Below are 14,670 nucleotides of genomic sequence, written 5' to 3'. Positions count from 1 at the left end.
GCAAGATGCACCACAGCACCTCACGGTAAAACTACTCAGCCATTACCCTTCTTATCGATACCAATGTATGGGTATAGACTTTTGTGTCGAGGTTTAATATGCCTTCTTCGTTTACGTAATCCAACCGCACTTTACCAGAGGCATGGAGAATTTTCTCCCGATCAATCAACAATCCAACATGCTGATCGCGAGTGGAGTTAGCGGTAAAAAACATAAGGTCGCCAGGTAAAGCATTGGCCAGGCTTTCAACGGCTTTGCCCTGTCGCATTTGCTCATCAATGCTACGCCCCAGACGGTAGCCATTTATTTTAAAAGCCATTTGTACCAACCCCGGGGCATCAATTCCAAAGGGGCTTTTGCCGCCCCATTGATACGGTGCATTCAGGTATTTCAGCGCAATGGTTCGTAAAAAATCAACCTCGCGTTTTACACCGAGACTTTTAGAGTCGCCATTAAACGCAAACTGTTCTTCCATCCTGAATAATTCCGAACCTGATATAGGAATGATGCTGCCAAGTAAAATAGGTAACGGACTTTTATTGTAAAGTATGCTTGACGTTAAATCGGTTGAAATTTTAAAATCTGCTCGGTTAATGTAATCGTAATAGTCGCGTGTAATGGCATGATGTTGATGCACATTGATCCACCCTTCGCATTGATCGTAGTACATGTGTATGCGAAGCCAGTTGCGGTCTTTGCTTATTTCATGTATTTCGTAGTGGTCGCCAAACAACAACTGGCTTACCTGCTCCGATTTATCGGAAGGTTCAGCGCGCATGGGCACCAGGCTTAACCGGCTAACCCCAAAATCAATTTGTTCGTTACTCACCATTTAAAATTTAATACGACTAAGTTCCCGCTTGACATCACGTTCTTTTATGCTGTCGCGCTTATCATGAATTTTCTTTCCACGCGCCAGGGCAATTTCCAATTTAGCAAATCCACGATCGTTGATAAAGAGGCGTACGGGTACCAGGGTAAGCCCCCTCTCCTCCACCTTTCCCTCAAGTTTTTTAAGCTCCGACCGTTTTAACAGCAATTTTCGTTCGCGTGCCGCTTCATGGTTATAGTGTGTGCCCTGGGCATATGGAGTTATGGTAACTGCCTTTACAAACAACTCGCCATTATTAAAGTAACAATAGCCATCCTGCAGGTTCACTTTACCTTCCTTTATGGATTTTATCTCAGTGCCCTTTAATACAAGCCCGGCAATATACTTGTCCAACAGTTCGTACTCAAAGCCTGCCCGTTTGTTGCGGATGTTAATATCGTTTGAAAATCGTTTGGCCACGGTTTACTTTTTGGATAGCAACTGATTTAATTTTTCGCGCTTTAAAATCTTTTGCCCGGTTTTTCCAACAGCAATTACACGATTACCCACCCTGGCAATATACGAGCATATTAGTTCATGGCCAGTTATATTTTCAACGGCTGCTTCAATGTTCACTGTTTCACCCACAAAGGCCGGTGCCTTATGCTCAATGCTCAAAAATGTCCCGATCCCTTCCTCATCATCATCGCGCATTTCCAGCACAAACTGCCGGGTTGACCATTCAATGTCGCGTGCCAGCGCAAAAGTCGAGCACACCGGATGAACGATTTCGCCATGAAAGGCGGCTACATCGTTTGGGGTAACGGTGTGCGTATAGGTTTTTGTGTCGCCTGATTTAAAAATATCTCTCATAATTTACAACAACATTCTGGCCAGGGGTGCAACATCCAACGTGCTAAACTCATCGCGTAAAAATTTATAATGGGCAGCCATGGCAATCATTGCTGCATTGTCGGTGCAATATTCAAAAGCCGGAATAAATACATTCCAATTTCTACTTGCGGCTTGGGCCAGCAATGTTTTTCGCAAGGCACTGTTAGCCGACACGCCACCGGCTATGGCGATCTCCCGTATCCCGGTTTTATGGCTGGCCATAATCAGCTTTTCCAGCAACATACCGACCAAATGATGTTGGATGCTGGCACAGAGGTCGGGCAAATTATTCTCTACAAAAGAGGGATTCTCCTTTTTGGCATCACGGATAAAATACAGGAAGGATGTTTTTATACCGCTAAAAGAAAAATCAAGGTCGGGCATTATTGTTTTTGAAAATGTAAACGCTAGTTCATTACCCGATTGTGCATACCGATCGATCAATGGCCCGCCCGGATATGGAAGTCCCATAATTTTGGCAGCCTTATCGAAGGCTTCACCCACGGCATCGTCCTGGGTTTCACCGATCACCTCCATATCCAAAAAATCGTTAACCCGGATAATTTGTGTATGCCCGCCACTAATGGTAAGGCACAGAAAAGGAAAGGTTGGCTTTGGGTCATCAATAAAATGCGATAACACATGTGCCTGCATGTGGTTTACTTCAATCAGCGGTTTGTTTAAGGCAAGGGCTAACCCCTTGGCAAAAGAAACACCAACCAACAATGAACCCATTAAGCCCGGCCCACGTGTAAACGCAATGGCATCCAGTTCGGTCATTGCAACATCTGCAGCAGTAAGTGATTCCTGTACAACGGCAACGATATTACGTTGGTGCGCGCGCGAAGCTAACTCAGGTACAACACCGCCATATTTGTGGTGCACCGCCTGTGAGGCAATAATATTATTGAGTACCTTGCCGTTTCTAATTACAGCGGCAGATGTTTCATCGCACGATGATTCAATAGCAAGTATGACGGGACCCATGGGTTGAAACATGAACCTGCAAGTTATCAAAATTCGTGTATTGTTCTGGCTTAAAAGCATTATGCTTTATAGCTTATACGGCATACTGCTTCTTACCATAACAGGCTTTTTCATCATTCAAATACCGGCTGTGCAAAGCCGGATAACCAAACGGTACCTGAAATCATTCTCCGAGTCGACCGGTTTTAGCACTACCATAAAGCGAATGGAACTGCATTGGTTTGACCGCCTTTACCTGGAAGAAGTATCGATAGTTGATCCGGAAAACAACACCATGATTGGCGTAAAAAAACTGTTGATCAATTACCGGTTTTCAGATTTGCTAAAAGGTGGCAACATAAGCCTGGATGCTGTGATGGTGGAAGGTGCTGATGTGAACCTCATTAAAATTACAGACTCCGATTCGACACGCGACCTTAACATTAACATCTTTGTTGACCGGATCAATAAAATGTCGGGATCCTCGGGCGGAGGGGGCAGCACCCTGATCAACATTGGGGAAGCCTTGCTTCGTAATAGTCATTTTACTTACAACACCGATAGCGATAGTTTAAGCAGTGGCTTCGATCCGAACCACTTTTCAGTTAATATACCCGACATGGAACTTCAACGTTTCCTCATTCAGGGCGACACCATACAATTCAACCTTCGCAGCCTCACCGCAAAAGAAGATCGGTTAGATTTTTCTATCCATCAGTTTTCAACATTCTTTCGCATTTCGCAACAATCGCTGGAGTTTATCGGGCTTAAAGCCAATGTGGGGCAAAGCATTCTATCCGACACCATTATTTTCCGCTACGGAAGCCAACAAGACCTTGGCGACTTTGTAAGCAAAGTTAACATACACGCAAACTTTTCGAACACGATTATTCACCCGAATGACCTGGGCTTCTTTGCCCCCCTGCCCTCCGAACTGGTGGCACCCATTTCTGTGAATGGGGCATTTAACGGAAGGATTAATCGGTTCAGGTTAACCAACATGCATGTGCAGGTGGGTGAAACAAACCTGCAGGGTGCCCTTGAAATGGATGGGCTTCCCGACATCAATGAAACGTTTATTCTATTAAACCTCCGCGAATCACAACTCAACTTTAACGACCTCGCCTTTTTGTTCAGCGACAAATTAACGGCAAGGCTTAAACCGCTTGGCGTTTTGAATTTTCGAGGGCAGTTTTTGGGTTACCCTACCGACTTTGTAGCCAACGGAAACTTTGTTAGTTCCATTGGCAGCATTGCATCCGATATAAACCTTAAGATTAATGAAGAATCAATCGATCAAACCCGGTATGCCGGTAAACTTTCGCTCACCAATTTTAACCTTGGTCAATACCTTGGCGATACCCTGAATTTTCAAAAAGTTACAGTTAATGGAAAAATCAGCGGAAAAGGTTTAACCCAGGAAACCGCAGACTTCACCCTGGACGGAACAATACAATCCTTTGGGATAAGGAACTACAACTACACGAACATCACCACAAAAGCACGCTTTGCTTCGCAGTTCTTTAATGGACAATTAAAGATAAACGACCCTAACCTTGAGTTTAATGCCGAAGGATCGGTTGATTTACGAAACAACCGGAATGAAATAAAAATAACCGGTGCGCTGGATACAGCCTACCTGCATAACCTAAACCTCAGCCCCAAGGAGCTGTTCCTGCGGGCCGACCTGAATATTGATTTGAAAGGACTTGCCATTGACAGCTTGCTTGGAAAACTAAAACTTGAGAACTTCTTTATCCGCTACGATAGCCAGTCATTAAAATTACCCGACATTTCTTTCCAGGCCGATAAACTAAAGAACACGCGTAAGCTAAAATTAGAATCCACCCTGATAGATGCCGAAGTAACTGGCGATTTTTTCCTTACGGCCATGATCACTGACATGGGTAACCTTGTTAAAGAATTCAGGCTGAATGTTGAGAATAAACCAGAAGCCACCCTGGCTTATTACAAACAAAAGAAGAAAAGCCCGGGCAGGTATGCTGCAGATTTTGAGTTTAAAATAAAAAACATAGCCCCGATAATGGACCTTTTGGATATTGACCTTTCCATTAGTAAAAATACGTTTATCGATGGCCGGTACGCGAGTGGATCAACTTCCTCTATCCAGGCTTTTACGCTTATTGATTCCATACGCTATGGCCAGAATAATTTTTACAAAACAGAGTTTGAAATAAACGCCTCAAAAGTTGCTGATAGTACAAAGGCCTTGGCCATGGTCTTCCTCCATTCGCCCACCCAGGAAATTGGCCGGATAAAAACCAAAAACCTGTACAGCGAAATTATTTGGGACAGGAACCACGTTGATGTTGAGTTGAGCATCGCCCAACAGGAAACAACCAATCGGATTGATATTAACAGCATTGTTGATTTTAAAGACAGCACTTACATAAGACTGCTTCCGTCCACCATAAGTGTACTTGATAAAAGATGGACCATATTGCCTGAAAACTCAGTTGCCATTATGGGCAAAGAGTGGGCCTTCAAAAACCTGGGAATCATGCAACTCGACCAGTCCATCAGCGTCAATGGGAACCTGTCTGCCGATTCGTTAAAGAGTTTACTGTTCAACGTTAAAAATTTCGACCTTACCAACATCAACCCCCTCATCCTTCGAAAACTGAGCGGAAGGTTGGATGCTGAAGTTACCCTTACCAACTTTTATGGCTTGCAGAATATCCAGAATACCCTTTTTATCAATGACTTGAAAGTTGATGACTTTTTGGTGGGCAGCATTACCGGAAACAACATATGGGATCCCCTGGGGGGAAAATTTAATCTTGAATTTTTAATTGACCGGTTGGAAACCAGGATAGTCAACTGCAAAGGACATTACAATCCATCGGACAACCAGAGCCCGTTGAACATTACCGCCAATTTTAACAAAGCCAACCTCAAAATTTTTGAACCCTTCATCGATGATCTGTTCAGCCAATTCCAGGGAACCCTAAGCGGTAACTACCGTGTTACCGGGGCACTTGATGAACCCATATTAAACGGAGAAGGAAGGCTTGAGAACGGAGCAATGATGATTAACTACCTGAACACGGTATACCAGTTCACGGGCATTCTTGGCTTTTCCCGAAATTCAATTTACTTCAAAGACATAGACCTTACGGATATTAACCGAAACAGAGGTAAATTAAGCGGGGCCATAACGCATACCAACTTTGCCAACATGCAAATTGCCATGAACGGCCAGTTCGATGATTTTCAGGTGCTGAATACATCGGCCAAGGATAACGATCTGTTTTATGGCCAGGCGTATGCTTCCGGTCGGGTGGCATTTACAGGGCCCCTGGATAACCTAACCATATCGGCCACAGCCACCACGCGCAAAAACACGCGTGTTTACATTCCGCTTACAAGCGGAACTTCTGTTGAGCAAAAAGAATATATCAACTTTGTAAGCTTTAAAGATTCAACGTATCTCGCTTCACAACAAACTGAAGCCGGAAAGAAAGTAAAACTTACCGGAGTTACCATTGACTTTAACCTGGACGTTACACCCGATGCATATTGCGAGATAATTTTCGACCTGAAAGCCGGTGATATTATCCGCGGCCGCGGAAATGGAAAAATCAAATTACAACTGGATACCAAGGGCGAGTTTAATATGTTCGGCCCATTTGAGTTTACCGAAGGATGGTACAACTTCACATTGTATGACATCATCAATAAAGAATTCCGCATACAGCCCGGCAGCTCCATAGCCTGGTATGGCGATCCATACCAGGGCACCTTAAAGATTGATGCCAGTTACAATCAATTAGCATCACTGGCCCCTATTCTGGCCGATCAATCGTTGGCGGCCATGCCGCAGGTAAGGCGTAAATACCCTGTGCAGGTGGTGCTCAAACTTGAGGGGCCTATGCTGTCACCTCAAATCAATTTTGATATTGTTGGTAAGGACTTACCAAAATCAATTCCCGTTGAAGGAAGGCCGCCCGTATCGCTGGACATAGAATTTATAGCCTTTAAAAGCAGGCTTGATGAACAGGAATTGAAACGCCAGGTTTTTAGTTTGATAGTGCTGCGCAGGTTTTCACCTCCCGAATCTTTCAATACCAGCGGATCGTTGGTGAACAGCGTTAGTGAGTTGTTCTCTAATCAGCTTAGTTCATGGCTAAGCCAGGTAGATGAAAATCTTGAAATTGATGTGGACCTGGGCAGCATGGATCAGGAAGCATTCAATGCCTTTCAATTGCGTATGTCTTACACGTTTATGAACGGAAGGCTTCGCGTTACCCGCGATGGTACTTTGGGTAACCAGGCACAACCTACCGGAGGTGTGGATAACCGAAACGATTTGGCCATGGCCATTGGCGACTGGACTGTTGACTACCTGCTCTCAGCCGATGGAAAATTTAAGGTAAAAATGTACAGCCGCACCAATGTAAACCCGTTGGTAAACACACTAAATGCCCAAAATGCCATTACCACGGGGGTAAGCCTTATGCATACCCAAAGTTTTAATGAATTAAAAGACCTGTTGAAGTCCAACCGCGATAAGAACAGGAGGCCGGTGCCCGAATATCCGGATCAGAACGATGAGGCATTAAAAGAAGAAGATGATGGTGGTTAAGACTGTATGGTTGTTAGTTTTGTTCGCTTCACTAAATGTTTGTGCACAACCATCGGATACGCTTTCAACAACTGATAAAAAGAAACTCAGGTCGCTTGTAATCATCTCCGGCACTGGGTACACCGCAACCCTTATCGGGTTAAACGAATTGTGGTACAAGGATTCCCCACGTCAATCATTTTCATTCTTCAACGACAACAATCAATGGAAACAACTGGATAAGGCCGGTCATTTTTTTTCGGCCTTCCACTTAAGTGCCGGTACATCGAAAAGCCTGCAAGGGTGCGGTGTCAATAAAATTAAATCCGACTTATGGGGATCGGTTACTGGCTTTCTCATTCTTTTACCCATTGAGATATTCGATGGCTTCTCTGCCGATTATGGTGCCTCAACAGGCGATCTGTTTGCCAACGCGGCCGGGGCAAGCTTCTTCTTAGGCCAGAATAAACTATGGAATGAGGTGCGCATTCACCCCAAGTATTCATTTCAACGAACAAGCTATCCGGCACTAAGGCCCGACAACATATTAGGCAATAGCCTGGTTACCGAAATTTTCAAAGATTACAACGGGCAAACCTATTGGCTATCCATCGACATAGATAAGTTTATGAAGTTTCCGAAATGGCTTAACCTGGCGGTAGGTTATGGGGCAGAGGGTATGGTGTATGCAACAAACCACGAAAATACGGCAGCGGGATACCATGCTACACGCCAGTTCTACCTGGGGCTCGATTTTGACGTATCACACCTTAAATCACGTTCAAAAGTAGTTAACACAATTTTATTTATGGTTAATATGGTTAAGCTACCGGCCCCCGCACTTAGATTCTCCGGCTCTTCGATAACTTTTCGCCCCTTAGGCCTTCAATAAAAAAATTAAAGGCAGTTCTCTTAATGGATTATGCTTTTTTTTAACTTCCGAACCTAAACCTTTCGAATTTATGAAACTCTCCGCTGTTATTAAACAATATGCCGATCACATCGGTGGTACGTTTACCGATTACGATGAATCAAAATGCATTATCGTTGTGCCGTTAAAAGACGATCGCTTTCAAACAGTTTTGGCCGTAACGGAAAAAAGTAAGGTCTCCGGAAAATTACGGGCTGTGTTCAGTTCAAAAGTAAGTGATTCCATAGCAGGGGTTGACCTGGTGGAATTACTAAAACAAAGTGCTGCCTTCGATTACAGTAAATTTATTATTGACGAAAATCACCTTAAAATTGAAGCATCATGCCTGGCCGATGCCGTTAGCGAAGATGAAGTTAAATTTATGATTCAGGAAGTCGCCCAACTGGCCGACCAATATGAATTTAAACTCACCGGAAAAGATATTCACTAGAACTCATCTTCGCCCGATTTGGTTACCTTTGCGCATGCAGGTTGTCTTATCGTCTTGATGGCAAACATCAGGAAGGAAAGTCCGGGCAACTTCAGGAATCGTACCCCGGGAAAACCGGGGGTGCTGACGGTAAACGCCAGTAACAGAAAGTGCCACAGAAACAAGTAGCCTTGACGGGCTTCCGTCACGGTGATAGTGAAAAGGCGGGGTAAGAGCCCACCGTACCAAAGGTAACTTTGGTAGCCAGGCAAACCTTACGAGTTGAAAGATCAAATAGGCCCCGATCAGAAACCTGATTCGATCCTGACCATCCGTCAGGATATCGGGGTGGGTAGATCGATTGATCCTGACGATATCGTCAGGGCTAGATAAATGATAAGAACCGGATGGGAAACCTTCCGGATACAGAACCCGGCTTACAGACCTGCATTTTTTAATTAAACCTTCTGTCGCTTTAATGCGTGGAAGGTTTTTGTTTTATTTAAGTTCAATTTATTTAATCATGGGGAAAATACTGGTAGTGGATGACATGGCGGCCATCCGGACTTCGTTACGCGAAATTTTAGAAGAGGAAAAGCACGAAGTTGAAGAAGCGAAAGATGGTGAAGAAGCCTTGAAAAAATTGCAACACGATCATTTTGATGTTGCCTTCTGCGACATAAAAATGCCGAAGCTGGATGGCATAGAACTACTTGAGCGGGTAAAAAAAGAAGGCATCCCAACACCCTTCATTATGATCTCCGCACACGGCACTAAAGAAACTGCTTTGGAAAGCATCAAGCGTGGGGCTTACTTCTTTATCCAAAAGCCCTTTGAAAGCATTGAAACCATTCTCATTCACCTGCGCAACGTACTGGAACGAAATTCACTCAAAGAAGAAAACCGTACCTTGAAGAAAAAAATCGGGAAAGGCTCTGAAATGGTTGGTGAGTCGCCTGCTATCCTTCAGGTTAAAGAAATGATCGACAAGGTAGCGCCCACCGATGCGCGCGTGTTGATTACCGGACCCAATGGAAGCGGTAAAGAACTGGTGGCACGGCAACTTCATGAAAAAAGCAAACGGAGCGAAAGCATTCTGGTGGAAGTAAACTGTGCGGCTATCCCTTCCGAACTCATTGAAAGTGAGTTGTTCGGGCATGAGAAAGGATCATTTACATCGGCCGTTAAACAACGCATCGGCAAATTTGAACAGGCTGAAAGCGGCACGCTTTTCCTGGACGAAATAGGTGATATGAGTCTATCAGCCCAGGCGAAAGTGCTGCGGGCTTTGCAGGAAAATAAGATAACCCGCGTGGGTGGCGAAAAAGAGATAACCGTTAATGTGCGGGTGATTGCGGCAACCAATAAAGACCTGAAAAAAGAAATCGCTGAGGGACGATTCCGGGAGGACTTGTATCATCGATTGAGTGTTATAGTTATAAAAGTACCCTCGCTAAGCGACCGAACAGAAGACATACCCGCATTGGCCAATAAATTCCTGACCGACATAGCCGAGGAACAAGGAAACAAGGTTAAAAGAATTGACCAGAAAGCATTAAACATGCTACAGGCACACGGATGGACCGGAAATATCAGGGAATTAAGGAACGTAATTGAGCGGCTTATCATCATGTCAGCCGATACAATTACTGAGGAGGATGTAAAGAAATACCTCTAAATATTAGATTTTTTGCTCAGCAACGCTTTTTTTGACAGGCTCTTTAGCTTTGCTGTAAGTAGGACAAGTGTACTGGCTACAAGCAGAAATAAATCCGGCTAAAAGAAGGAAAATGATAAGTTTTTTCATTCGAAGTGGCGTTTAGTAATGTCAAAAATAAAACAGTTTCGTAAGAAAACAAATCCAGCGCTTTTTTTATGCCGTTTGGCGATAAAAACCAACTACTCGACCATCAGGTTGCAGCCGCGAATATCAGTATTATCCAAACGCCCCTGCACCTCAAATCCATTCGAAATAAGTTGGCCAGCATCCTCTGTTTCAATAAAACTTAACGTATCAACGTTGGCCAAATCAACAATGTTTAAACCGCCAGGTTTTCCATCCTTTACCCAGGTAAATGGATCGCCAACCTCCCGTACCATCACCTTCATCCAGGGGGGGGTAAAAAAAGTTGAACCTCCCCTTGTATAAGCCTGCGAAAAAAGTTCAGTCATGCCATACTCTGAATAGATAGCGGAAACCTTAAAAGCCTGTTTTAACATCGTATGCAATTCGAGGCGGGTCACTTCCCTCCTTCTGCCCTTCATGCCCCCGGTTTCAAATACCAGGCACATGCTTAAATCGGGTGGGCCACTTTCTGCCAAATCAAGTAACGCAAAACTTACTCCCCAAACAACGATTTTCTTTGACTCATCCTTCTTCGCCTTTTCAATATCGGCTTTGAGTTTGTCTAAATCTGACAAATAAAAACCTGAAAACGGAGAGCCACTTTGCTTGATAAAGTAATCCATCATGGCCACCAGCGAAGAATTATTTCGCTCCAGGTATGAGGGCAGCAAAGCAAAGAAATGATAGCCTGTTAGTGACCCAAAAAAAAATTCAAAACACCTGGCAGCATGGTGTAAATAAAATGACAAGTTCTTTACTTCATGTTTACTGGTTACCTGGCCAGTGGTGGCGCTGCTTTCAAATAGGGTTTGACTTTCCCAGTTTCCGGTTTTAATGGTGTTGCTTTTAAAAAAAGAAATGGGTAGAAACGGGATCGAATTTATAGATTCGATTTTGGCATGATCGACTTTCAAATGGTGCAGGTAGTTGCGATAAACCGGGTTGTTTTCTGCCTGGTAATGAAAGAATTGCAACGCAATAACATCAAAGTTTGTTGCGTTTACAGTATAAAGGTTAAGGTTTAAACTTTTAATATTTTCCAAGCGTTGTGTATCTTGTCAGGCATAAAAGTACAGCATGAAGGCGATTAAGGGATTGGTTTTATTTTGTTTTTTGGCGGTAACCGTTAGTTCATGCTTTGACCCGCCAGAATTTGGCATTGCCCCAAAAATCAGTTTTAATAAAATTGAATTTAAAGTTACCCCCGATCCATCCGATGCCGATTCACTTATCTTATACATCGACTTCAGGGATGGAAACGGTGACATGGGCTTGAGCACTGACTTTAGGGACGACCCCTATCACGAACGTAATTTTTATTTTGAGGATGAAGCCAACAACAAGATTAAAGCAGTTGGCACCGTGATTCAAGCGGTAAACAGACCACCCTTGCCAAGCACGATCCCGATGATTATAACCCCACCCACGGGTAAGCTTGTAACACACCGCACGCGTAACAAACCAGGGTTTGGCTCACTTCCCCCTTTTAGTGCAGCCAACCTCGAATGTCGGGATTACACTACCTCATACCTGCTTATAGCCCCCCCTGCAGCAAATGCCATTGATGCCTCCTATAACATTACTGATACCTTACGGGATAATGTGGGCAACAGATACTATGTGGTGAAGGACACGGTTTATTTCAAACGAAATCCAAATTACTATAATATATCTGTACGGTTTTTTCAGAGCTCCGGTGGGCCTTTTACTGAATTCTCTTGGGAAGATCAGCTTTGCACAACTTTAAATGGAAGATTCCCTGTACTTTCTGACAAATCAGGCCCGTTGGAAGGCACATTGCGTTATGCTATGACTTCAACTGGGTTTACACCTTTATTTAGTATAAGAACTCTTAAACTTGATATTATCGTTAAAGATAGGGCGCTTAACAAAGACTCTATTCGAACCCCCGAATTTACGCTCCAGCAGATTAGGGTTAATTGAAATCAGTAAATAGAGGGGAAACGATCGGGATAAGTATCCTGCATCATTTCATAAACCCTATCGAACACTTCCTCGGTATTTGGCTTTGAAAAGTAATCACCATCGGAAGCATATGCCGGCCGATGTTCCTTCCCAGTAATTGTTAATGGCTTTGCATCCAAGTAGTGGTAGGCATTTTGTTCTTCCAACACTTTTTGAAGCATATAGGCACTGGCACCACCGGGTACATCCTCATCTGCAAAAACTACCCGATTGGTTTTTTTGATAGATTCAACAATGGTGTGATGAAGATCAAACGGAAGTAAGGTTTGTACATCTATTACCTCGCAGGAAATACCAACTCCTCCCAACATCTCAGCGGCCTCCAGCACAATGCGGCACATAGAACCGTATGTGACGATGGTTACATCACTCCCTTCCCGCAAAATTTCAGGAACACCCAGGGGCACCGTAAACTCCCCAATATTTTCTGGCAATGACTCCTTAAGCCTGTAACCATTTAAACATTCAATTACCACGGCAGGGTCATCAGCCTTTAACAGTGTATTATAAAACCCGGCTGCCTGCGTCATGTTGCGCGGAACCAATAAGTAGATACCCCGCAAACTGTTCAATATCATTCCTATGGGTGAACCGGCATGCCAAACCCCTTCTAACCGGTGGCCGCGTGTACGGATAATCAAAGGTGCTTTTTGTCCGCCTTTGGTACGATACTGCAGACACGCCAAGTCATCAGTAAGGGTAGCCAGCGCATAAACAAAGTAATCGAGGTATTGGATTTCGGCAATCGGTCGCAGGCCCCGCAAAGCAGCCCCGATGCCTTGCCCGATGATGGTGCACTCGCGAATTCCTGTATCGGTAACACGCAAGTCACCATGCTTTTGCTGAAGGCCGGCAAAACCCTGGTTTACATCACCGATTTTGCCAACATCTTCGCCTAAGGCAAACACACGTGGGTCGCGTGTTAAAGCGGCATCAAAGCATGCTTGTAAAACTTCCCGCCCGTCAACCCGTGGGGCATCTTCGCGAAATACGGGTTTTACTTCCTCCACTTTTAAGGCCGAAAAATCGGATTGACTGTAGAGGTGTGAACTGTAACGATCCTCAACATCAACCTTAAGGTCCTTTAGCCATTGCTGCAGGTTTTGCTTGGCGTCACTTTCTTTGCCACGAAGCAAAATCAAAACTTTTTTAGCGGCTTTCACCAGGTCAAGCCTTCCGGGGTTTATTGCCTTAACAAGTTCGCCTTTGATCTCGGCAACGTCCTTTTCATGAGATAACGATTCCAGTATTTCAACCAAAGTCGCATGATCCTTCAGGATGTCGTTTGTGAAGGCTTTCCAGGCTTTTTCCCTGGCTTTCTTTGCACTTTCCTTGGCTTCCTTTTCAAGGATGTCAATTTCTTCCGGGAGCACCAACACCTCATTTTCAATCCACCTGCGCATTTGCTTAATGCAGTCGAACTCAGCTTCCCAGGCCAATCGCTCCTTTGTTTTGTACCGCTCGTGCGAACCTGAAGTTGAATGTCCCTGGGGTTGAGTCACTTCCTCCACATGCACCAGTACAGGAACATGTTCGTAACGGCAAATCTTCTCGGCCCTTTCATATGCTGCCAGCAATGCAGGGTAATCCCAGCCCTTAACGGTAATGATCTCAAATCCGGGATTTTGATTATCACGGGCAAAACCCGCCAACGCTTTGGAAATACTTTTTTTTGTGGTGTGATATTCTTGAGGAACAGAAATCCCGTAATCATCGTCCCATACCGACATTAACATGGGCACTTGCAATACCCCGGCTGCATTTATAGCCTCGAAGAACATCCCTTCAGAAGTGGAAGCATTGCCAATGGTCCCAAATGCTATCTCGTTCCCGTTGGTTGAAAGGTTTGAGTATGGTTTTAGTGCAGGGTTGTTCCTGAATAACTTTGAAGCATAGGCCATACCTAATAACCGTGGCATTTGGCCCGCGGTAGGTGATATGTCGGCACTACTATTTTTAAGTTCTGTTAAGTTCTTAAGATTCCCATTTTCATCCAGCATGCGGGTGGCAAAGTGGCCGTTCATCAACCGGCCTGCCGATGCCGGATCAGCTTCAACATCGGTATGGGCATAAAGCTGTGCAAAGTATTGCTGGGTGGTTAACTCACCAATGGCAAACATAAAGGTTTGATCACGGTAATAGCCCGAGCGGAAATCACCAGCCCGGAAAACCTTGGCCATGGCGATTTGGGCAACCTCTTTACCATCGCCAAAAATGCCAAACTTGGCTTTGCCCATAAACA

At 44.4% G+C, this 14,670-nt stretch carries 11 protein-coding genes and 1 other RNA gene; 6 read left to right on the top strand and 6 right to left on the bottom strand.

Translation table 11 applies throughout. The features are described 5' to 3' along the window. Nucleotides 1-31: 31 nt before the first annotated feature. The 4 genes from KIT51_07925 to tsaD are packed head-to-tail and all read right to left on the bottom strand — an operon-like array spanning nucleotide 32 to nucleotide 2,692. A complete protein-coding gene (locus tag KIT51_07925; protein UYN88160.1) occupies nucleotides 32-832 on the bottom strand; it encodes a C40 family peptidase in 801 nt (266 codons plus the stop codon). Beyond that, on the bottom strand, nucleotides 833-1,291 hold the full coding sequence (smpB, locus tag KIT51_07920; GenBank protein UYN88159.1) for an SsrA-binding protein SmpB: 459 nt from the start codon (nucleotides 1,289-1,291) through the stop codon (nucleotides 833-835). Nucleotides 1,292-1,294: 3 nt separating this feature from the next. Then, entirely contained in the window at nucleotides 1,295-1,684 is a 390-nt protein-coding gene (locus KIT51_07915; protein UYN88158.1) for a hypothetical protein, read from the bottom strand. A gap of 3 nt (nucleotides 1,685-1,687) precedes the next feature. Next, nucleotides 1,688-2,692, bottom strand: coding sequence for a tRNA (adenosine(37)-N6)-threonylcarbamoyltransferase complex transferase subunit TsaD (gene tsaD / locus KIT51_07910; GenBank protein ID UYN88157.1), 1,005 nt, complete (start codon nucleotides 2,690-2,692; stop codon nucleotides 1,688-1,690). 10 nt (nucleotides 2,693-2,702) lie between these two features. Between tsaD and KIT51_07905 the strand changes: the two genes are divergently transcribed. The 5 genes from KIT51_07905 (at nucleotide 2,703) to KIT51_07885 (ending at nucleotide 10,274) form a co-directional block, all read left to right on the top strand. Next, a complete protein-coding gene (locus KIT51_07905) occupies nucleotides 2,703-7,277 on the top strand; it encodes a translocation/assembly module TamB domain-containing protein (protein UYN88156.1) in 4,575 nt (1,524 codons plus the stop codon). Further along, nucleotides 7,264-8,148, top strand: coding sequence for a DUF2279 domain-containing protein (locus KIT51_07900; protein UYN88155.1), 885 nt, complete (start codon nucleotides 7,264-7,266; stop codon nucleotides 8,146-8,148). Before KIT51_07905 ends, KIT51_07900 begins: the two co-directional genes overlap by 14 nt. Nucleotides 8,149-8,218: 70 nt before the next feature. Then, nucleotides 8,219-8,617: a hypothetical protein gene (locus KIT51_07895; GenBank protein UYN88154.1), complete on the top strand. Its 399-nt coding sequence runs from the start codon at nucleotides 8,219-8,221 to the stop codon at nucleotides 8,615-8,617. Nucleotides 8,618-8,650: 33 nt separating this feature from the next. Continuing rightward, an RNA gene (gene rnpB, locus KIT51_07890) (RNase P RNA component class A) lies at nucleotides 8,651-9,052 on the top strand. 67 nt (nucleotides 9,053-9,119) lie between these two features. Next, nucleotides 9,120-10,274: a sigma-54-dependent Fis family transcriptional regulator gene (locus KIT51_07885; GenBank protein UYN88153.1), complete on the top strand. Its 1,155-nt coding sequence runs from the start codon at nucleotides 9,120-9,122 to the stop codon at nucleotides 10,272-10,274. A gap of 221 nt (nucleotides 10,275-10,495) precedes the next feature. Here KIT51_07885 and KIT51_07880 read toward each other — a convergent pair whose 3' ends face one another. Then, nucleotides 10,496-11,485, bottom strand: coding sequence for an acyl transferase (locus KIT51_07880; protein ID UYN88152.1), 990 nt, complete (start codon nucleotides 11,483-11,485; stop codon nucleotides 10,496-10,498). 34 nt (nucleotides 11,486-11,519) lie between these two features. Here KIT51_07880 and KIT51_07875 point away from each other — a divergent pair, with 34 nt between their 5' ends. Beyond that, entirely contained in the window at nucleotides 11,520-12,386 is an 867-nt protein-coding gene (locus tag KIT51_07875; GenBank protein UYN88151.1) for a hypothetical protein, read from the top strand. 2 nt (nucleotides 12,387-12,388) lie between these two features. Here the strand turns inward: KIT51_07875 and KIT51_07870 are convergent, their stop codons facing one another. Further along, a complete protein-coding gene (locus KIT51_07870) occupies nucleotides 12,389-14,665 on the bottom strand; it encodes a transketolase (protein UYN88531.1) in 2,277 nt (758 codons plus the stop codon). Nucleotides 14,666-14,670: the final 5 nt, after the last annotated feature.

The organism is Cyclobacteriaceae bacterium, assembly GCA_025808415.1.
In the GTDB taxonomy this organism is placed as follows: Bacteria; Bacteroidota; Bacteroidia; order Cytophagales; family Cyclobacteriaceae; genus UBA2336.
The sequence above is the reverse complement of the archived record's forward strand: the minus strand, read 5'-3'. Positions and strand labels throughout refer to the sequence as shown.